The sequence below is a fragment of the Streptomyces lienomycini genome (genome assembly GCF_027947595.1).
Taxonomy (GTDB): domain Bacteria; phylum Actinomycetota; class Actinomycetes; order Streptomycetales; family Streptomycetaceae; genus Streptomyces; species Streptomyces lienomycini.
On sequence record NZ_CP116257.1, the window covers coordinates 4898348 to 4918204 of the forward strand.

General features: G+C 72.4%; 14 protein-coding genes. 6 read left to right on the forward strand and 8 right to left on the reverse strand.

What is annotated here, in order from left to right:
* Positions 1 to 111: 111 nt before the first annotated feature.
* The 3 genes from BJ961_RS22235 to BJ961_RS22245 are packed head-to-tail and all read right to left on the reverse strand — an operon-like array spanning position 112 to position 4151.
* Positions 112 to 1191 carry a DUF917 domain-containing protein gene (locus BJ961_RS22235; RefSeq protein ID WP_271414563.1) on the reverse strand — a complete coding sequence of 360 codons (1080 nt, stop codon included), beginning with the start codon at positions 1189 to 1191 and terminating at the stop codon, positions 112 to 114.
* Complete coding sequence (locus BJ961_RS22240) at positions 1184 to 2746, reverse strand: hydantoinase/oxoprolinase family protein (RefSeq protein WP_271414564.1); 1563 nt, start codon at positions 2744 to 2746, stop codon at positions 1184 to 1186. The genes BJ961_RS22235 and BJ961_RS22240 overlap by 8 nt, the downstream gene beginning before the upstream one ends.
* A gap of 55 nt (positions 2747 to 2801) precedes the next feature.
* Positions 2802 to 4151 (reverse strand): purine-cytosine permease family protein, encoded by a 1350-nt coding sequence (locus BJ961_RS22245; protein WP_271414565.1) that lies wholly within the window; start codon positions 4149 to 4151, stop codon positions 2802 to 2804.
* Positions 4152 to 4518: 367 nt separating this feature from the next.
* Between BJ961_RS22245 and BJ961_RS22250 the strand changes: the two genes are divergently transcribed.
* A complete protein-coding gene (locus BJ961_RS22250; RefSeq protein ID WP_271414566.1) occupies positions 4519 to 5256 on the forward strand; it encodes an aspartate/glutamate racemase family protein in 738 nt (245 codons plus the stop codon).
* A gap of 52 nt (positions 5257 to 5308) precedes the next feature.
* Entirely contained in the window at positions 5309 to 6511 is a 1203-nt protein-coding gene (locus BJ961_RS22255; RefSeq protein WP_271414567.1) for a cysteine desulfurase-like protein, read from the forward strand.
* A gap of 89 nt (positions 6512 to 6600) precedes the next feature.
* Here the strand turns inward: BJ961_RS22255 and yicI are convergent, their stop codons facing one another.
* Positions 6601 to 8871: an alpha-xylosidase gene (yicI, locus tag BJ961_RS22260; RefSeq protein WP_271414568.1), complete on the reverse strand. Its 2271-nt coding sequence runs from the start codon at positions 8869 to 8871 to the stop codon at positions 6601 to 6603.
* A 284-nt stretch (positions 8872 to 9155) separates the two neighbouring features.
* Here yicI and BJ961_RS22265 point away from each other — a divergent pair, with 284 nt between their 5' ends.
* Genes BJ961_RS22265 through BJ961_RS22280 form a run of 4 tightly spaced genes read left to right on the forward strand, consistent with a single transcriptional unit; the run spans position 9156 to position 13672 of the window.
* On the forward strand, positions 9156 to 10442 hold the full coding sequence (locus BJ961_RS22265) for an ABC transporter substrate-binding protein (RefSeq protein WP_271414569.1): 1287 nt from the start codon (positions 9156 to 9158) through the stop codon (positions 10440 to 10442).
* An 11-nt stretch (positions 10443 to 10453) separates the two neighbouring features.
* Positions 10454 to 11419: a carbohydrate ABC transporter permease gene (locus BJ961_RS22270; protein ID WP_271414570.1), complete on the forward strand. Its 966-nt coding sequence runs from the start codon at positions 10454 to 10456 to the stop codon at positions 11417 to 11419.
* Between the two features lie 5 nt (positions 11420 to 11424).
* Positions 11425 to 12252: a carbohydrate ABC transporter permease gene (locus BJ961_RS22275; protein WP_271414571.1), complete on the forward strand. Its 828-nt coding sequence runs from the start codon at positions 11425 to 11427 to the stop codon at positions 12250 to 12252.
* A 40-nt stretch (positions 12253 to 12292) separates the two neighbouring features.
* Complete coding sequence (locus tag BJ961_RS22280; protein ID WP_271414572.1) at positions 12293 to 13672, forward strand: GH1 family beta-glucosidase; 1380 nt, start codon at positions 12293 to 12295, stop codon at positions 13670 to 13672.
* Positions 13673 to 13720: 48 nt separating this feature from the next.
* Here the strand turns inward: BJ961_RS22280 and BJ961_RS22285 are convergent, their stop codons facing one another.
* From BJ961_RS22285 to BJ961_RS22300, 4 genes are all read right to left on the reverse strand, one after another.
* Positions 13721 to 14962, reverse strand: coding sequence for an ROK family protein (locus BJ961_RS22285; RefSeq protein ID WP_271414573.1), 1242 nt, complete (start codon positions 14960 to 14962; stop codon positions 13721 to 13723).
* 69 nt (positions 14963 to 15031) lie between these two features.
* Positions 15032 to 16699, reverse strand: coding sequence for a ricin-type beta-trefoil lectin domain protein (locus BJ961_RS22290; protein ID WP_271414574.1), 1668 nt, complete (start codon positions 16697 to 16699; stop codon positions 15032 to 15034).
* Between the two features lie 126 nt (positions 16700 to 16825).
* Positions 16826 to 18907 (reverse strand): glycoside hydrolase family 2 protein, encoded by a 2082-nt coding sequence (locus tag BJ961_RS22295; protein ID WP_271414575.1) that lies wholly within the window; start codon positions 18905 to 18907, stop codon positions 16826 to 16828.
* A 68-nt stretch (positions 18908 to 18975) separates the two neighbouring features.
* Positions 18976 to 19857: a carbohydrate ABC transporter permease gene (locus BJ961_RS22300; RefSeq protein WP_271414576.1), complete on the reverse strand. Its 882-nt coding sequence runs from the start codon at positions 19855 to 19857 to the stop codon at positions 18976 to 18978.

Here is a 19857-nt window from a genome sequence, read left to right on the forward strand (position 1 = left end):
AGGGTGGCCCCGGCGGCCAGCGCCGGCACCCGCGCGGCGGTCAGCGGCGCGGGTGCCGCGGGCGAGCGGGCCGGGGCGGCCCCGGCCAACGTGCGGGTCACCCTTCGATCATCACACTTCGGCGCCCGGGAACGGGACGTAGTCGTGCGCGTATCCGAAGTAGCCGGGCCCGGCGAGGGCGAGGCCCTCGGGGGTGCGCCAGCGCGGGTCGCAGGGCACGCCGAGGACGCTGACCCGCAGGCCGTAGCGGAGTGTCTCGGTGGTGACCGGTTCGCCGGAGTCGGTGTCCAGGACGCAGATCAGGTCGGGGACGCTGACGACGACCTCGCCGTCGCGGGTGGCGACCAGGTTCTCGTTCTGGAAGGACAGCTCCAGCGCCGAGCCGGTGTCGGCGTCGAGGCCGGCCAGCCGGGCGGTGCCGCGGGCGAAGCCGCCGCTGGTGGTGCGCCGTACGTCGCTGATCTTGCCGGTGAAGACCGTACGGCCGCCGAGGACGCGGGCCGCCGCCGTCACGGGGTCCTCGTGGCCCTCGCGCGCCTCGCGGATGGCCCGGCCGACCCGCTCGCACAGGGTCAGGGTGCCGGGCACCAGGTGGTCCTTGGCCTGGCGGCCGGTGAGGGCGTAGAGGCTGACGGCCGCGCTGCACCCCATTTCGACGGTGGCGGCGCGGGCGAGGCGTTCCGCCCAGGCGTTGCCGTCGGTGCGCAGGGTGACGGAGTTGCCGCGTTCGTCGGCGAGCGCCATCGGGGAGGCCTGTACGCCGCCGAGGGTGGGCAGCAGCATCTGGAGTTCGGGGAAGGCGCGGCCCATGCCGTCGGCGTCGATCAGCGGGATGCCCGCCTCGGCTGCGGCGACGAACGGCGACATGGAGTTCAGGCCGCCCGCCTCGATGGAGACGGTGTGGGTGGCCTTGCGGCCGAGGAGTTCCTCCATGGCCCGCATGGCGCCGATGATCTCGTCGCCCGAGGGGAGCTTCTCCAGCATGACCGTGGGCGCCCCCATGAAGGCGGTCGGGACGATCAGTGCCTCGTCGTCGGTCTCGTCGAGGTCGAGGAGCGTGACGGGACCGTTCCGCTTCAGCGCCTGCTGGGCGAGGAGGCGGCCGACGAACGGGTCGCCTCCTCCTCCGGTGCCGAGCACGGCGGCCCCGCGGGCCAGGTCCGGCAGGTTGTCGGCGGTGATCTCACGCACGGGGGCCTCCCAGGCTCAGTTCTCCGACGGCCTTGACGCGGATCCGGGTGGCGTTGCCCGGCAGGTAGGCCAGCGGTACTTCCTCGATGTCGACGATCTCGACGGAGCCCGGCCGGGCTCCCGCGGCGACCGCTCGGTCTACGGCCTCCTGACGGGCCTCGTCGAGCACGGTGTCGCGCTGCTGCGGGACGACCGAGTAGACCCGGTCGACCTCGCCGCCGACCTGGGCGATCGCCGCGCCGATGGCGTTGGCCACGGCGAAGTGGTCGGGGCGCACGACGCGGGACGCGCCCGCGAGGTCCTCCGGGACCAGGATGCTGCCGCCGCCGACGGCGACGACGGGCACCGGTTCGGCGGAGGCCCGCATCCGGTCGACGACCTCGGCGAGCCGGTCGTCGACGACGCGCAGGGCGGCGGCCACCACGCTCTTGTCGAGGTGGGCGACGAGCGAGGCGTCGCCCACCTCGGCGCGTCCGCCGGCCACCGCGATGTCGGTGGCGGTGAGGCGGGTGCCGCCGAAGACGAGGGCCTCCTGGCCGAGCCGGTAGCCGACGCTGGCGGGGCCGACGGTGGTGCCGGACGCCTGGTGCACGACGTGGCTGCCGCCGCCGATGCCGATCGACAGCACGTCGGGCATGCGGAAGTTGGTCTGCACGCCGGCCACGCTGACGTCCGTGGACGCCTCGCGCGGGAAGCCGTGCTGGAGGATCCCGACGTCGCTGGTGGTGCCGCCGATGTCGACGACGGCGCAGGAGGGCAACCGGGACAGGAACGCGGCGCCCCGCATGGAGTTGGTCGGGCCGGACGCGAACGTCGCCACCGGGTAGCGGCGGGCGTAGTCGACGTCCATCAGGGTGCCGTCGTTCTGGCTGAGGAAGACCGGCGCGTTGATGCCCGCCTCGGCGACGGTGCGCAGCAGTCCGGTGGCGACCCGGTCGGCGAGGCCGCGCAGGGCGGCGTTGACGACGGTGGCGTTCTCCCGGCCGAGCAGGCCCATGCGGCCGATCTCGTGGGAGAGGCTCACCGGGGCGCCCGGCAGTTGTTCGGCGATGATCTCGGCGGCGCGGGTCTCGAACTCCGCGTTGACCGGGGAGAAGACGGAGGACAGCGCGAAGGAGGTGGCGCCGGCGGCGACGGCCCGGTCCAGGACGGCGCGGAACTCGGCCTCGTCGAAGGCGGCGATGGGGCTGCCGTCGTACTCGTGGCCGCCGTGGCACAGGTGGCTGTGGCCGCCGATGGCGGTGACCAGGCGGTCGGGCCAGTCGACCAGCGGGGGCAGGGCGCGGGTGGCGGGCAGCCCGAACCGGATGGCCGCGGTCTGCGCCAGGCGCTCGCCCTCCACCAGGGCGTTGATGAAGTGCGTGGTGCCGATCATCACCGCCTGGACGGCGGCCGGGTCGAAGCCGGTGGACCGGCCGAGGTCGCCGATGGCGGTGACGATGCCGCCGGTGACGTCGGCCGTGGTGGACGCCTTCACGGCGCCCAGCACCCGGTCGCCGTCGATGAGGACGGCGTCGGTGTTGGTGCCGCCCACGTCGATGCCCAGTCGGAGCATGTGGGTTGTCCTGCCTTTCTCTTTCGGTGGCCGCGCCCGCCGGTGGCGTGCGCGGTCAGGCGGCGGGGACGCCGGGGGTGCCGGTGGCCGTCCCGGGGACGGCGCGGCGGGTCGGTGCGGTGCCCACCCCGCGGACCAGGCCGAGGCGGGCGGCGGCGAGGTAGAGCACGAAGGCGACGGCGATCGAGTTGATCGACGGCAGGCCCCAGGTGACGTACTTCCCCACGACGGCCGCGACGGCCCAGGTGATCAGGCCCGCGGGCACCCACATGGGTGAGGTCGCGGGCAGTTCCCCGCTGTCGCGGGTGTCGTCCAGCCTGGGGCGCCAGGTCCGGGCGACGAAGTACTCGGCGACCATGATCCCGGCGATCGGCGGGAAGAGGACGCCCAGCAGGTCGAGGAAGCCGGTGAAGCTGTCGAGGACCCCGGCCGCGCCGAGCACGGAGCCGATCACGCCGACGCCGACGGTGACGGCGCCCCGGTGGAGGCGGCGGCCGAAGGCCTGGTCGACGAAGGTGACGACGCCCAGGGAGGCGGCGTACAGGTTCCAGTCGTTCACCTTGATGGTGGCGGCCACGATGATCAGTGTGCCGAGGAAGCCGGAGGTGGACGTCACGATGGCGATGACGTCGTTGGTGCGCAGCGCCAGCGCGAGGAGCACGCCGATCAGGCCGATGACGTACTCGCCGACCGTGATGCCGACGACCGTCTGCTTGACGACGTCCCCGCCGCTGCGGTTGAAGCGGCTCATGTCGGGGGTGATGACCGCGCCGACGATGAAGCCGCCGGCGACGATGGTGGTGCCCTGGAGCAGGGACAGCGGGGGCCCGGCGGGCTGGGCGGAGGTCAGCGCGCCCAGGTCGTGCCGGGAGAGTTCGACGGCGATGGACCAGCCCGCCATGAGCAGGAAGGCGGGGACGGTGACGTAGGCGGCCCAGGCCATGGAGCCGACGCCCCGGACGACGACGGCGGTGATGAGCAGGCCCACCACCAGCGCCCAGCCCCACGCGGGCAGGCCGCCGACGAGGTTCACCAGGCCGTCCGCGGAGACCGCGTTCTGGATGCCGAACCAGCCGACGGCGCTGATGCCGATGGCGAGTCCGATGAGCGAGGCACCTGCCGCGCCGAAGCCGGTCCAGCGGGCCAGCAGCGACGTGGAGAGCCCCTCGCGCTGGCCGGCGATTCCGGTGAAGACCGTCATGACCTCCAGGATCACCGCACCGAGGGTGATGGCGAGGACGGCGTTCCAGAAGGTCATGCCGAAACCGAGGGTGGCGCCGATGAGGAAGCTGGCCAGGGTGGAGAGCTGGCCGAAGCGCTGGGTCGCCACCGAGAACCAGTGGAACCGGGCCGTCTGCGGCACGCGGGCCAGCGCGTGGTCGTCGTGGCCTGAAGAGGACGCCATGGGGACTCCGGAGGGCGGGCGGGGAGCGGGCGGGCGACGCGGAGGGGTGCGGGCGGCGCGGGGGATGCTGGTGGCGCGGGGGTGCTGGTGGCGGGGGTGCCGACGGGGCGCTGGGGGTCGGCGGCGCGGGGTGTGCGGTTCGCTGAGACTAGGCCGCCGGGTCCGGGCGGTCACCGTGCATCCGGCACCGGTTCACGGTGCCGACTGGGCATGGTGCACAGGTGGCAAGCGGCCGGATGCGGGGCCGGGTGCTTCGGCGGTGCGGTTTGCACGGTCGCCGCGGCCCGGCTGTGCGCCTCGCACGTTGCGGGCCCCGGCGGGCCCGCACAGGGTGGTCGACTGCCCCGTTCGCCCCCTTGGAGGTGCTGTGAAGCTCACGGTCGTGCTCCCCGTCATCACCGACGCGTTCACCGAGGAGGTCCGCCGCGAGGTGGGCGCCTGGGTGTCCCCCGGCACGGAGGTGTCCCCCGGCACGGAGGTCGAGGTCCGCCGCATCGCGCGCGGCACCGCCTCCATCGAGTCCGAGTACGACGAGGCGCTCGCCGCCCCGGGCATCCTCGACGCGGTCCGCGAGGCGGCCGAGGACGGCGCCGACGCGGTGTTCGTCAGCTGCTTCGGCGACCCCGGTGTGCAGGCGGCCCGGGAGGTCGTGGACATCCCGGTGGTCGGCGGCTTCGAGCCCGCCGTGCTCACCTCCCTCGCGCTCGGCGAGCGCACGGGGGTGATCACCGTCCTGCCGAACGTGCTGCCGATGCTGCACGGCCTGGTCCGGCGCTACGCACTGACGGGGCGGGTCGGCCCGATCCGGGTCGTCGACATTCCCGTCCTCGACCTGGACCCCGGTGACCGGCTGATCGACGCGCTCACCGAGCAGGCCCGGGCCGCGGTGGCGGCGCGGGAGGCCGACGTGATCGTGCTCGGCTGCACCGGGATGCTGGGCGTGGCCGCGGCCCTCCAGGAGCGCCTGGCAGCCGAGGGCCCCTTCGTCCCTGTCGTCGACCCCACGGGGGCTGCGATCATGTGGCTGGAGTCGCAGGTGCGGCTCGGGGTGCGGCCCAGCCGTACCACCTACCTGCCGCCCCGCCCGAAGGACCGCATCGCCTGACGCCCAGACCCCCGCGCCTTCCGTCCGGCCCCCACGACCCTGGAGTTGAGCCATGGCCCTCGACGTCGCCGCGATCCGCGCGCACGTGCCCGCCCTGAAGTCCGGTACGGCGCGGTTCGACGCGCCGGGCGGCACGCAGACCCCGCAGCCGGTGATCGACGCGATCGCGGCGGCGCTGACCGACCCGCTCGCCAACCGGGGGCGCAACACCGAGGGCGAGCGCAACGCGGACCGGATCGTCGCCGAGGCCCGCTCCGCCCTCGCCGACCTCCTCGGCACCACGCCGGGGACGGTCGTCTTCGGGCGCAGCGCCACCCAGCTCGTCTACGACCTGTCCCGGACCCTGGCCAAGGACTGGGGGCCGGGTGACGAGGTGGTGGTCACCCGGCTCGACCACGACTCGAACATCCGGCCGTGGGTGCAGGCGGCCCGGGCGGCGGGGGCGAGCGTGCGGTGGGCGGACTTCGATCCGGCGACCGGCGAGCTGCTGCCCGAACACCTCGCGGCGGTGCTGGGCCCGCGCACCAGGCTGGTCGCGGTCACCGCCGCGTCGAACCTGATCGGGACCATGCCCGACCTGCCGGCGCTGGCGTCCCTCGTCCACGCGAACGGCGCGCACTTCCACGTCGACGCGGTGCACTACGCCTCGCACGCCGTGGTGGACCTGGCGGCGACGGGGGCGGACACGCTGGTGTGTTCGCCGTACAAGTTCCTCGGCCCGCACCTGGGCGTGCTGACCGGCCGGGCCGAGGTGCTGGAGTCGCTGCGCCCTGACAAGTTGCTGCCGTCCTCCGACACCGTGCCCGAGCGGTTCGAACTGGGCACCCTGCCGTACGAGTTGCTGGCCGGGACCAGCGCGGCGGTGGACTTCCTCGCGGCGCTCGACCCGCGGGCCGGGGGTTCGCGCCGGGACCGGCTGGTCGCCTCCTTCGCGGTGCTGGAGGCGCACGAGGACGCGCTGCGCGCCCGGCTCGAACGGGGGCTGGCGGACCTCGGCGGGATCATCGTGTACTCGCGGGCCGCGCGGCGCACTCCGACGCTGCTGTTCACCGTGGCGGGCCTGCGCCCGGCCGACGTCTACCGGCAACTCGCCGAGCGCGGGGTCGACGCGCCGGCCGGTTCCTTCTACGCCGTGGAGGCCGCGCGCCGGCTCGGGCTCGGTGACGAGGGCGGCGTACGCGTCGGCCTCGCGCCGTACAGCAGTGCGGAGGACGTGGACCGGCTGCTGACGGCGCTCGGCGCCCTGGAGCGCTGACACGGCACGCAGGGACGACGAAGCGGCACGCTCCCGGCGTGCCGCTTCGTGCTGTTCCGTCGTGCCGTCCCGGGCGCGGGCGGCCGGGCTCAGGTCAGGGGCACGGCCACCTCTCCGGTGCCCTCACCGCTCGCGCCGCCCGCGACCCGGACGGTGAAGGGACGGTCGGTGCCGCTCGCGGTGACCCGCAGGACGTCCCCGTCCCGCCGTACGCGGAAGGTCGCGGCGGGTGTGCCCAGGAGGTCGGGCACGGTGGCCTCGGCCGCGTAGTCGGCGTCGGCGGTCGGGTGGACCAGCAGGGTCGGGGCGTCCAGCCAGTCCCCGTCGGGGCGCTGGTCGTCGGAGCCCAGGGGCAGGACGGCGCCCTCGCGGACGTACAGCGGCAGGCTGTCGTACCCGTGGCGTTCGGTGCGCCAGGCCGGGCCGGTGACGCGCTCGCCGGTCAGGAGGTGGGTCCAGGTGCCCGCGGGGAGGTAGACCTCGACCTCGCCGTCCTCGGTGAAGACCGGGGCGACCAGGAGGTCGGAGCCGAGCATGTACTGGCGGTCCAGTGGGCGGCAGGCCGGGTCGTGCGGGTACTCCAGGACCATCGGCCGCATCATCGGTACGCCGGTGCGGTGGGCCTCGGCGGCGACGCCGTACAGGTAGGGCATCAGGCGGTGCTTGAGGAGGGTGAAGCTGCGGGCGACGTCGACCGCCTCCTCGCCGAACTCCCACGGCACCCGGTACGACGAGGAGCCGTGCAGCCGGCTGTGCGAGGAGAGCAGGCCGAAGGCGAGCCACCGCTTGAAGACCGCGGCGTCGGGCGTGCCCTCGAAGCCGCCGATGTCGTGGCTCCAGAAGCCGAAGCCGCTCAGGGAGAGGGACAGGCCGCCGCGGAGCGACTCGGCCATCGCCTCGAAGGAGGACCAGCAGTCGCCGCCCCAGTGGACGGGGTACTGCTGGCCGCCCGCGGTCGCGGAGCGGGCGAAGAGGACGGCCTCGCCCTGGCCGCGCTCCTTCTCGAGGAGTTCGAAGACGGTGCGGTTGAACAGGTGGGTGTAGTAGTTGTGCATCCGCTCGGGGTCCGAGCCGTCGTGCCAGACGACGTCGGTGGGGATGCGCTCGCCGAAGTCGGTCTTGAAGGAGTCCACGCCCTGGTCGAGCAGGGGCTTGAGCTTCCCGGCGTACCAGTCGCGGGCGGCGGGGCTGGTGAAGTCGACCAGGCCCATCCCGGCCTGCCACAGGTCCCACTGCCAGACGTCGCCGTCCGGCCGGCGCACCAGGTGGCCGAGGGCGGCGGCCTCGTCGAAGAGCGGGGACTTCTGGGCGATGTAGGGGTTGATCCAGGCGCTGACCCGCAGTCCCCTGGCCTTGAGCCGGGCGAGCATGCCGTCGGGGTCGGGGAAGACGTCCGGGTCCCACTGGAAGTCGCACCACTGGTACTCGCGCATCCAGAAGCAGTCGAAGTGGAAGACGGAGAGCGGGATGCCGCGCTCGGCCATGCCGTCCACGAACTTCGTCACCGTCTGCTCGTCGTAGGAGGTGGTGAAGGACGTGGTGAGCCACAGGCCGAAGGACCAGGCCGGCGGCAGCGCGGGGCGGCCGGTGAGCGCGGTGTAGCGGGTGAGGACGTCCTTGGGGGTGGGTCCGGCGACCAGGTAGTACTCCAGCGTCTGGTCCTCGACGCTGAACTGCACCTGGCCGACGGACTCGGAGCCGACCTCGAAGGAGACCGCGCCGGGGTGGTTGACGAAGACGCCGTAGCCGCGCGAGGAGAGGTAGAACGGGACGTTCTTGTACGCCTGCTCGCTGCTGGTGCCGCCGTCGGCCTGCCACATGTCGACGATCTGACCGTTCTTGACGAACGGGGTGAAGCGCTCGCCGAGGCCGTAGATCTGCTCGCCGACGCCGAGGGCGAGGCGGCCCAGCATGTGGTGGGCGCCGTCGCCGGTGGTGGCGAAGGCCGTGCCCTTGGCGTCGGCGCGGGTCAGCTCGCGTCCGTCCGCGTCGTGGAAGGTGAGCCCCCAGGGGCCCTCGCGGTCCAGGCGCAGGGTGAGCGGGCCGCTGGTCAGCTCGGTGACGGTGCCGTCCTGGCGGACCTCGCCGGCGCCGTCCGCCGGGCCGGTGAGGGCGAAGTCGGGGCCCGGCCTGCGCTTGCCGGCGTGGTGGGTGACGCGGACGCCGATGACGCCCTCGGCGGGGGAGAAGCACTCGACCGTGAGGAGCGGCGCGTTGAGCGTGTCCCCCCTCCGCGTCACCTTCTTCACGGCGGCATGGGCGGTGAAGCGCTTCGATTCGGGGCGTACATCGCGTACCTCGGTGGCGTACGAGAGATGCACGCCCTCGCGGATGAGCCAGAAGCCGTCGGTGAACTTCATGATCTTCCTTGGATGGGGCGGGAGCTGTCGGGTGGGGAGCACGGGGGCCGTCTCACAGCGTTTTGATCGTACACAAAACAAATCCCGGCGCCGAGGTGCCGAGATCGCGTTCACCGCGCTGAGCTGGCGCTATTACTCAAGAGAACGACTCCCTCACCCCGCGGAGCGGAGAGACCGGGGCCACTTTGCTCTAGCGCGGAAGCGGGTTGGTGACGTATTAGTCATCACATCAAACAAAACAGTCCGGCGAGGAAGCCGGACGGTACGACAGCAAGGGCCGCACCATGTCGAAGCGCTTCACCTCGCTCGCCTTGACAGCACACCCTCCGGCTGCCACGCGCCGCGGGCGAGGACGCTCACGCCGCGTCGTCGCCCCGTTCACCGCCGTGTCCGTGCTGGTCGCCGGGGCGGCACTGGCCGGCTGCGGACAGCAGCGGGACGCCGACGTGTACACCGTGATGAACTCCTCGACCGACGAGTCGTACCACCGCTGGGACGCGGAGGCGATGGCCCGTTGCGGCAAGGAGCTGGGCGTCACCATCGAGCAGCAGAGCGTCCCGGCCGCGCAGGTGATGACGAAGGCACTGCGCATGGCGTCGTCCAAGTCGCTGCCGGACATCGTGCAGTTCGACGCCTCCGAGATGCCGACCTTCGCCGACGCGGGCGGCCTGGTCGACCTGAGGACCCTCGGGCTGAGCACCGACGAGACCCCCGACGGCATCGTCGACTTCGGCTCGTACGAGGGCACGTACTACGGCGCGGCCCGCTCCGTGAACACGCTCGCCCTCTTCTACAACAAGGACGTCCTCGACAAGGCGGGGATCGAGGTGCCCACCACCTGGGCCGAGTTGCGCGAGAGCGCGAAGAAGCTCACGCAGGGCAAGCAGTACGGGCTGGCGCTGAGCGCGGGCGGCGCGGAGGACGGCGTCTTCCAGTTCACGCCGTTCATGTGGTCCAACGGCGGCGACGAGACCGACCTGGACGGTCCGAAGGTCGTCGAGGCCCTCGACTACTGGAAGGGCCTGCTGAAGGACGGCTCGCTGTCGAAGTCGACGGTCAACTGGACGCAGGCGGACGTCAACGACCAGTTCATGGCCGGCAACGCGGCGATGATGATCAACGGTCCGTGGCAGGTGGAGACCCTCAACAGCGACACGTCGCTGCACTGGGGCATCGCGCCGATCCCGGTGCCCGCGGCCGGTGACGACTCGGTGGGTCCGCTCGGCGGCGCCGTCCTCACCGTGCCCAACACCGGTGACGAGGCGCGGGAGAGGACGGCCGGGAAGATCGTCGCGTGTCTGGCGAGCGAGAAGGAGCAGCTGACCTACGCGCTCAACAGCTGGATGGTCCCGGCCAACGCGAAGGCCGCCGCCGTCTGGCGCGAGAAGGTGCCCGAGCTGGATTCCCTCGCCGACCAGGTGGCCGTCGCCCGGTCCCGGACGGCGAAGCTCGGCGCGGGCTGGTCGAGCGTCTCGCTCGCCCTGCAGAGCGCCTTCCAGTCCGCCCTTACCGGCCAGTCCAGTGAGACCGCCCTGAAGCGCGCCCAGCAGCGGGCCACGAGCGGGAACTGAGGTACGCCCCCATGACCACTCCCACGCCCACCTCCACCGTCACCGCGCAGACGCCCGCGAAGGCGTCCACGTCGCCCGCCGCGCCGGACCCCGGCCGGATCGCGCGCCGCCGCAGGCTCACCCAGTGGGGGTTCGTCGCCCCCGCCGTCGTCTTCATGCTGCTGTTCTTCGGCTACCCGCTCGTGCGCAACGTCGTCATGAGCTTCCAGGACTACACGCCGAAGACCTTCTTCACCGGTGAGGCGCCCTTCAACGGCGCCGACAACTGGTCCAACGTGTTCCAGGACGCCCTGTTCGGCAAGGCCCTGTGGCACACGCTCGTCTTCACGGCCGGGTCGCTGCTCGGGCAGTTCTGCATCGGCCTGGCGCTCGCGGTCTTCTTCAGCCGCCGCTTCCCGCTCAACGGGGTGCTGCGCTCGCTGATCCTGCTGCCCTGGCTGGTGCCCATGGTGGTGTCCGGCATCGTCTGGCGGCGCATCCTCGACCAGGACACGGGCGTGCTCAACTCGTTCCTGGACACCCTCGGCATCGGCGGTCACACGCCCTGGCTGACCAGCCCCGAGATGGCCCTGCTCTCCGTCATCCTGGTCAACATCTGGATCGGCATCCCGTTCAACATGGTCATCCTTTACGGCGGTCTCCAGGAGATCCCGAAGGAGCTGCACGAGGCGGCGGCGCTGGACGGTGCCTCGGCCTGGCGGACGTTCCGCTCGGTGACCCTGCCGATGCTCAGGCCCGTCGTCACGGTCGTCCTGGTGCTCGGCTTCATGTCGACGGTGAAGATCCTCGACCTGATCCTCGCCCTGACCGACGGCGGCCCGGCCGACGCGACCCAGACGCTGGGCACCCTGACGTACCAGAACTCGTTCGTCCAGCTGGACTTCGGCGCGGGCGCCGTGGTCGGCAACGTACTCATCCTGATCTCCGCCGTGTTCGCGGTGTTCTACCTGCGGGCCAACCGCACCGAGGGGAAGTGACGTCCATGGCCTCCCACACGCCCACAGCCTCCCGGCGCCGCTGGGGTTCCACCGTCGCCGGCGTTCTCATCCTGTGCGTGATGCTGTTCCCGCTGTACTGGATGCTCAACACCGCGCTCCAGCCCGACTCCGGGCTGCTCCAGGTCGACGCGGTGCCGGGCAGCCTGGACCTGTCCGGCTTCTCCAAGGCGATCAGTGACCAGGGCGGGCACCTGCTGACCTCGCTGGCGGTCTCGCTCGGCGCGGTCGCCATCTGCCTGGCCATCTCGGCGCCGGCGGCGTACGGGCTCGCGCGGTTCGGGCTGCGCGGCTCGCGCACCATCGTGTTCGGCACGCTGATCACCCAGATGGTGCCGGGCATCGTCATCGCCAACGCGCTCTACAACTCCTACGTCGACCTGGGCCTGGTCAACTCCTACTTCGGCCTGATGCTGGCGGACGCCTCGCTGGGCATCCCGTTCTCCATCGTGCTGATGCGCTCCTTCATGGTGTCGATCCCGGGCGAGGTGATCGAGGCCGCGCAGATCGACGGGGCCGGGCCGGTGCGGACGTTCGTGCGGGTGGTGCTGCCGATGAGCCGCAACTCGCTGATCACGTCGGGGCTGTTCGCGTTCCTGTTCTCGTGGAGCGACTTCATGTTCGCGCTCACCCTGAACACCACCGACGACGTCAAGCCCATCACCCTCGGCATCTACCAGTACATCGGCGCGCACGTCGGGGACTGGGGCTCGGTGATGGCCGCCTCCGTGCTGTCCGCGGTGCCCGCGGCGATCCTCCTCGTCCTCGCCCAGAAGTACATCGCCGCCGGGATCTCCGGCGGTTCCGTCAAGTGACCCCCGCACGCCCCGTCCGCATGGAGATGAGCAGCACAGTATGAGCGACTACCCCAGCTTCCCGCCCGGCTTCGTCCTCGGCGCCGCGACCGCCTCCTACCAGATCGAGGGCGCGGCGCGGGAGGACGGCCGCGGTCCGTCGATCTGGGACACCTACAGCCACACGCCCGGCCTGGTGGTGAACGGCGACACCGGTGACGTGGCCTGCGACCACTACCACCGCTACCCCGAGGACGTGGCGCTGCTGCGCGACCTCGGTGTGGACTCGTACCGGTTCTCGATCGCCTGGCCGCGCATCGTGCCGGACGGCGCGGGCGCGGTGAATCCCAAGGGCCTCGACTTCTACTCCCGCCTGGTGGACGAACTGCTCGCGGCGGGCATCGAGCCGGCCGCCACCCTGTACCACTGGGACCTGCCGCAGGCCCTGGAGGACCGGGGCGGCTGGCGGGTGCGGGAGACGGCGGAGCGGTTCGCCGAGTACACGGCGGTGGTCGCGGAGCACCTGGGCGACCGGGTGCCGCGCTGGATCACCCTCAACGAGCCGTGGTGCAGTTCCTTCCTCGGCTACTCCATCGGCCGGCACGCGCCCGGCGCCAAGGAGGGCCGGGGTGCGCTGGCCGCCGCGCACCACCTGCTGGTCGGCCACGGACTGGCCGTCGAGGCGCTGCGCGCGGCCGGGGTGCGCGAGGTGGGCATCACGCTCAACCTGGACCGCAACCTGCCCGCCACCGACTCCCCCGCCGACCTGGCGGCCGTGGTCCGCGCGGACACCCAGCACAACCTGGTGTGGACGGAGCCGATCCTCGCGGGCCGCTACCCGGCGACCGAGGAGGAGACCTGGGGCGAGCTGATCACCGGGGAGGACTTCCGGCGCGAAGGTGACCTGGAGCTGATCTCCCGGCCGCTGGACTTCCTCGGCATCAACTACTACCGGCCGATCGTGGTCGCCGACGCCCCGCACCGCGAGAGCGACCCGGCGCGGCGCGTGGCCACGGACAACCGGTACGAGGAGGTGCGGCTGCCCGGCGTGCGGCACACGGCGATGAACTGGCCGGTCGTCCCGGACAGCTTCACCGACCTGCTCGTGCGGCTGAAGAAGCAGTACGGCGACGCACTGCCGCCGGTCCACATCACCGAGAACGGCTCGGCGGAGGACGACGCGCCCGCCGCCGACGGCACGGTGCACGACACCGACCGGGTCGCCTACCTGCGCGACCACCTCACGGCGCTGCGGGCGGCGATCGACGCGGGCGTGGACGTGCGCGGCTACTACGTGTGGTCCCTGCTGGACAACTTCGAGTGGGCGTACGGCTACGACAAGCGTTTCGGCATCGTGCGGGTCGACTACGAGACGCAGGAGCGCACGCCGAAGGACAGCTACCGCTGGTACCGGGAGATGATCGCCGCGAACCGCGGCTGACGAACACCGGACCGATGTGAGGGGCCGCCGACCGGGCGGCCCCTCACTTCACTCCGCGTCCCGTTCCGCGTACGCCGCCGGGTCGGCCAGCACCTCGCGGACGATCACGCCGGCCGCGCCCCGGGCCGCGTCGCCGAGCGAGGACGAGGCCCGCAGCCGCTTGCCGCCCTCGCTCCACAGCCCGGAGACCACGCGCCGGGCGAGTTCACGGTCGACGGCGGGGGCGAGCCAGTCCATCAGCTCGCGGTAGACACCGCCGAGCATCACCGCGTCGGGGTCGAAGAGGTTCACCGCCCCGGAGACCACGACGCCCAGTTGCCGTCCGGCGCGTTCGATCGCCGACAGGGCGGACGGGTCGCCCCGCCGGGCCCGGCGTTCCAGTTCGGCGACGCCCTGGACGCCCGCGTCGGCGTCGAGGCCGGCGGCGGCGAGCAGCGCGGCCTGACCGGCGTACTGCTCCAGGCAGCCGTGGGCGCCGCACCGGCACAGCGGGCCCTCCGGGTCGACGACCATGTGCCCGATCTCCCCGGCGAAGCCGTGCGCCCCGCGCAGCAGCTCGCCGCCCAGTACGAGGGCGCCGCCGATACCGATCTCGCCGGTCAGGTAGAGGAAGCTGCGCACGCCCTCGGTGCCGGCGCCGAACCACAGCTCGGCGAGGGCGGCGGCGTTGGCCTCGTTGTCGGAGCTGACCGGCAGGGGGCGATGGGCGGGGCGCAGGGCGAGGAGCGCCTGCGCGAACAGTCCCTCGACGGCGACCCGCTGCCAGCCCAGGTTGGGCGCCTGGCGCACGGTGCCGCCGGTCACCAGGCCGGGCAGGGCGACGTGGACGCCGGCCGGGGCGAGTTCCTGCTCGGCCGCCGAGCCGATGGCGCGTGCCGCCAGCCGGGCCGCGCGCGCGAGGACCTCGGAGGGCTGGACCCCGCGGTTGTCGAAGTGCTCCACGAGGCGCACCCGGTCGGTGCCGGCGAGGTCGACGACGCAGACGGCGATGTAGTCGATGTTGATCTCGACGCCGAGGCCCGCGGGGCCCGACCGGGACACCTTCAGGACGGTGCCGGGACGTCCCGCCTGCCCACTGCTGGTCTTGCCCCACTCGGAGACGAAGCCGTACTCGAGGAGCTGCTCGACCAGGGACGACACCGCCGCGCGGGTCAGTCCGACGTGCGTGGCGACGCCTGCCCTGGTCGCCTCCCCCGCGTCGTGCACGGCCCTCAGGACCAGGCTGAGGTTGTGCCGTCTGACCGTGGCCTTGTCGGCCTTCGGCTCCAAGGGGGTGAGGTTGTTCATCATGGTGCTGTCGAGCGTATGCGACACCCGGGGCGCGGGGCCCCGGGTGCCGGTGGGGCTGGTCCGGTGGGGCTAGGCCGGGAGGTTCCACTTCTGGGTGCCGAGGCCGTTGCAGTCGTAGATCTGCAGCTTGGTGCCGTTGGCGGTGGCGCCGGACGGGATGTCCAGGCAGCGGCCGGACTGCGGGTTGAACAGCGAGCCGTCGGCCCGGTGGCGCCACTGCTGGCCGCCGACGCCGGAGGCGCAGTCCCAGATCTGGACCTTGGTGAAGTTGGCCGTGCCGTTGCCGTCGATGTCCAGGCACCTGCCGAAGGCGCGCACCGTGCCGTCGGGGGCGACGGACCAGCGCTGGCCGGTGGCGGTGTTGCAGTCCCACAGCTGGGCGGCGTTGCCGTTGCCGCTGGTGTTGGTGTCGACGTCCAGGCACTTGCCCGCGACCCACGGCGTGGTGACCTGGCCGACCGGTCCGCCGAGGGTGCCGGTGCCGAAGCGGACCTGGCACTGGTTGCCGGTGCCGAGCCGGGTGGCGGTCAGGTAGAGGAAGGAGGTGCCGTCGGCGCGCGGCACGATCGGCGAGCTGTAGCCGGGGCAGGAGGGCTCGCCGGGGTTGTAGCCGCCGGTGGGAGCGGTCAGGACCGGGGCCTCGATCTCGGTCCACTCCCCCGCGCCGAGGTGGGTGTTGGCGAAGACCACGGCGCCGGACTCCGCCAGCACCGTCTTGTTGCCGGTGGGTCCGCTCACCACGCGCTGGCCCGACATCAGCAGCGTGCCGTCGGGGCCGCCGCCCGGCACCCAGGCGAGGTAGGGGGTGTGCAGCAGTTCCCTGCCGTCGGCGGTGCGCACCAGGGTGCCCCGGTCGTCGGCGGGCGCCCAGTTCAGGCCGTCGGGGCTGGTCTTGGTGTACACCTCGCAGGCGTGGTCGGCGTCGGTGGCGTCGCGGCACATCTCGTACGCCATCATGAACCGCCCGTCGGGCAGCGGGACGACGATCGACATGCCGGGGCGGGCGAGGTCGTCGGCGGGGAAGGCGACGTCCCGGGTGAGGGTGCCGCTCCAGGTGCGGCCGCCGTCGGTGGAGGTGTAGTGGCCGATGACCTGGTTGTTGGTCGGGCTGTTCGCGGGCCGCTCGTCGGAGATGAAGCAGGCCAGCGTGTTGTCGGGGGCCAGCAGGAACCAGGGTTCCCAGATGCCGTGTCCGATGGTGTCGGGCAGGCCGCTGGTGCGGGTGCAGTCGGAGAGGTACTGCCAGCTCCGGCCGTGGTCGGTGCTCTTGAAGACCTCGACGCGCTGGGTGGTGTAGTCACCGGCCTGCCAGGCGGTGCCGGCGGCGAGGAGGTCGCCCTGGTTCAGGCCGTTCGCGGTGCGCGGCACCTCGTAGAGGACGGGTGCCTCGATGTCCCAGCCCGGGGTGTGCGAGGTGATGGTGGAGATCGGGGCGGCGCTCCAGGTGCGGCCGCCGTCGGTGCTGCGGTGGACGGGCAGGGTGTTGGCGGCGCCCTGTTCGCGCCGGGCGTAGGTGGCGAGCATGGTCTGGCCGGCCGAGCCGTCGTGGTCGAGGCGGACGGCGCGCGGGTAGCTGTCGTCGCCCTGCGGGTGGGCGGCGAGGTCGGGCGAGGCCAGGACCTGTCCGGCGGGCGCGGCCGACGCGGGCTGCGGCCACAGGGACAGCAGGGCCGTGACGAGGGCGAGGACGGCGAGCAGGGCCGGTGATCTGCCGCGGGTGAGTGACGAGGTGCGCACGGGTCGACTCCTTGGTGGTGGGGGTGTCGGGTGGTGCGGGATCGGTGGGGCGTGGCGGGGCGTGGCGGGTCGTAGTGGGTCGGACGGTCGTCGTGGGTTGGACGGTCGTCGTGGGTCGGGCGGGAGTCAGGCGGTGGGGCGGGCCTGCGGGTCGTCACCGATGTACGGGTCGGTCCGCGTGTCCACGTCCAGCGCGGTGCGCGCCGCGACGGTGCCGTCCACGACCAGTGCCAGGTGCAGCCGGCCGCTGGTCCAGCCCTCGGGCAGGGCGGCGGGCACGGTGACGGGGGCGCCGAGGACGTACGGCTTGGCCTCGGCGCGGCACCCGGGGACGGCGTCGCCGGGCGCGTCGGGGGTCCTGGCGTACACCGGGGTCCAGGTGGTGTGCAGGGTGCCGGCGACCGGGTCGGCCCCGTGGTGGGAGACGTGGACGTCGACCGTGAGGTCGCGGTCGGAGATGAGCAGGTCGCGGCCGGGTGCCACCGGCGTGACGTCCAGGACGAGGGTCGTCGGCGCGTTGGCGTGGGCCGGGTCGACGCCCGCGAGGTCCTTGGTGCCGCGTCCGAAGTCCAGCAGCCCGGCGCTCTCGTGCTCGATGTCGTACAGCTCCGTGTACACGTACCCGGCGAGCCGGTCGTGGCGGCGCAGTTCCTGGGTCTGCCAGCGCAGGTGCCAGGCGCGGTCCAGGCCGGTGAAGCCGCCGCCGTACTCGCTGTTGAGGTTGGGCAGGCCGCGCAGGGGCTGCCCGGGGACGGCGAGCTTCTTGTGGACGACGTAGTCGGGGCCGAGTTTGACGGGGAAGTCGTCGCGTGCGCCGGAGAGCAGGTCGGCGACGGTGGTGGCCCAGGAGGCGGCGCTCTCGTCGTAGTAGTGCCAGTCGAGGAGGTCGGTCTTGACGTGGGTCCAGCCGGAGTTGTCGACGACCGGGCGGGTGGAGTCGAGCGCCTTGAGGCGGTCGTAGGCGTCGGCGGTGGCGTGCTGCTTGGCCGGGTCGCCGGGGATGTCCCAGTCCAGGCCCCATTCCTCGTTGTACAGGCCCCAGATGACGATGGCGGGGCTGTTGCCGTCGCGTTCGACCATGGGTTCGATCTGCTCGGTGAAGGCGGTGACGGACGCGGGTGAGAAGCGTCCGGGCGAGGCGGGTTCGGCCCACAGGAGCATGCCGAGCCGGTCGGCGTGGTGGGCGAAGCGGGGGTCCTCCAGCTTGAGGTGTTTGCGGACGAGGTTGTAGCCGGCCTCGGCGGCGAGTTCCAGGTCGCGGCGCAGGGCGGTGTCGTCGGGGGCGGTGATGCCGGTCTCGGGCCAGTAGCCCTGGTCGAGGACGCCGCGTACGAACAGCCGCTGCCCGTTGAGGTACAGGGACTCGCCGTCGACGGTGATGCTGCGCAGTCCGGTGCGGGCGGCGACCCGGTCGGTGCCGTCGTCGGAGGTCAGTTCGGCGTCCACGTGGTAGAGGTGCGGGTCCTCGGGCGACCACAACCGGGGGGCGGCGACGAGGAGTTCCGCGCGAAGGCGCCCGTCGGGGCCCGGGGCGGCCGTGGCGGCGGTGTCCTCGCCGCGTACGCGCAGCCGCAGTCGGGCGCGGTCCGCCGCGGGGCCGTCGACGACCGCCTCGACGGTGATGCCGGTCAGGTCGTCGTTCGGGCGCAGCCGGAGCGCGGCGAGGTGGGTGGCGGGGCGGGCTTCGAGCCAGACGCTCTGCCAGATGCCGGAGGACGGGGTGAAGCAGACGCCGTCGTAGTCGTCGCGGGGCATGCTGCGCTGCTTGCCGTGGGCGATGTCCCGCTTGTCCGCGGGGGCGTGCACCCGCACCGTGAGGAGCTGTTCGCCGTCGCCGAGCGCGTCGGTGACGTCGGCGGCGAAGGGGGTGTAGCCGCCTTCGTGGTGGGCGACCTCGGTGCCGTTCACCCAGACCGTGGCGGCGTGGTGCACGGCGCCGAAGTGCAGCACGACGCGCTGTCCGGCCCAGTCGGCCGGCACGGTGAACGTCCGCCGGTACCAGGCGGTCCGCAGCCAGTGTTCGGCGATGCCCGAGGCGGGTGTCTCCCAGGCGAAGGGCACGGTGATCGCGCGGTCGTAGCCGTCGGACGCGTCGGCGGAGTACCGCTCGGCGGGGTCGGCACGGAAGTCCCAGGCGCCGTTCAGGGTGAGCCAGGAGTGGGACCGGTCGAAGTGCGGGCGGGGGTACTCGGGGCGAGGGATGGTCATGTGCGTGTCTGCTCCGATTCGGTGCGCGGGGGGGCTGTTGGCGGGATCAGCGGTGTACGGGCGGGGTGTCAGCCCTTGACGCTGCCCGCGAGGATCCCGTTGATGAAGTGCCGTTGCAGCAGGATGAACAGGGCGAGCACGGGCAGCATCGCGATGCTTCCGGCGGCGAGGAGTTCGCCCCAGACGGTGGCGAAGTCGGCGCCGACGCGGTTGCCGGTGACGTTCTGCGCGAGGGTGGACAGGACGACCTGGAGGGTCTGGTGGCTCTCGTCGTTGACGGCGACGACCGGCCAGACGAAGTCGTTGTAGATGTTCATGGCGGTCAGGACGCCGAGCGCGGCGATGCCCGGCCGGATGACCGGCAGCACGATCCGGGCGAAGATGCCGAACTCGCTCGCCCCGTCCACCCGTCCGGCGTCGAGGAGTTCGTCGGGCACGGCGGCGATGGTCTGCCGCATCCAGAAGATGCCGAAGGCGTCGATGCTGCCGGGCAGGATCAGTGCCTGGTAGGTGTTGACCCAGCCCAGCTCGCTCATCTCCAGGAGCAGCGGGATGATCAGCACCAGGGTCGGCAGCATCAGCGTGAGCATCAGCACGCCGAAGAGCAGGTTCTTGCCGGGGAAGCGGTACTTGGCGAAGGCGTAGCCGGCCAGCGGGCAGAAGAACATGGTCATCGCGCCCTTGACGGCGACGACGAGCACGGTGTTCACGAAGCCGGTGCCGATCGGCACGTCGTCGAACATCGCCCGGTAGTTGTCGAGCGTGGCCGAGCCGAGCGAGAAGGACAGCGGGTCGCGGACGATGTCGGTCGGCGGCTTCAGCGAGGAACTGACGGCCCACCAGATGGGGTAGACGAACACGAGGGCGAGGAGGCCGAGCACGAGGTACTGGAGCGGCCTGGGCCGGGGCTGGGACAGGCTCCTGCCCGGCTTCTTGGTCCGGCTGGTCAT

Excerpts from the sequence above, each read along its gene's own strand:
- BJ961_RS22240 (WP_271414564.1), bottom strand. The coding sequence starts at position 2,746 with ATGCTCCGACTGGGCATCGACGTGGGCGGCACCAACACCGACGCCGTC.
- BJ961_RS22245 (WP_271414565.1), bottom strand. The coding sequence starts at position 4,151 with ATGGCGTCCTCTTCAGGCCACGACGACCACGCGCTGGCCCGCGTGCCG.
- BJ961_RS22255 (WP_271414567.1), top strand. The coding sequence starts at position 5,309 with ATGGCCCTCGACGTCGCCGCGATCCGCGCGCACGTGCCCGCCCTGAAG.
- yicI (WP_271414568.1), bottom strand. The coding sequence starts at position 8,871 with ATGAAGTTCACCGACGGCTTCTGGCTCATCCGCGAGGGCGTGCATCTC.
- BJ961_RS22265 (WP_271414569.1), top strand. The coding sequence starts at position 9,156 with ATGTCGAAGCGCTTCACCTCGCTCGCCTTGACAGCACACCCTCCGGCT.
- BJ961_RS22270 (WP_271414570.1), top strand. The coding sequence starts at position 10,454 with ATGACCACTCCCACGCCCACCTCCACCGTCACCGCGCAGACGCCCGCG.
- BJ961_RS22275 (WP_271414571.1), top strand. The coding sequence starts at position 11,425 with ATGGCCTCCCACACGCCCACAGCCTCCCGGCGCCGCTGGGGTTCCACC.
- BJ961_RS22280 (WP_271414572.1), top strand. The coding sequence starts at position 12,293 with ATGAGCGACTACCCCAGCTTCCCGCCCGGCTTCGTCCTCGGCGCCGCG.
- BJ961_RS22285 (WP_271414573.1), bottom strand. The coding sequence starts at position 14,962 with ATGATGAACAACCTCACCCCCTTGGAGCCGAAGGCCGACAAGGCCACG.
- BJ961_RS22295 (WP_271414575.1), bottom strand. The coding sequence starts at position 18,907 with ATGACCATCCCTCGCCCCGAGTACCCCCGCCCGCACTTCGACCGGTCC.
- BJ961_RS22300 (WP_271414576.1), bottom strand. The coding sequence starts at position 19,857 with ATGACCAGCCGGACCAAGAAGCCGGGCAGGAGCCTGTCCCAGCCCCGG.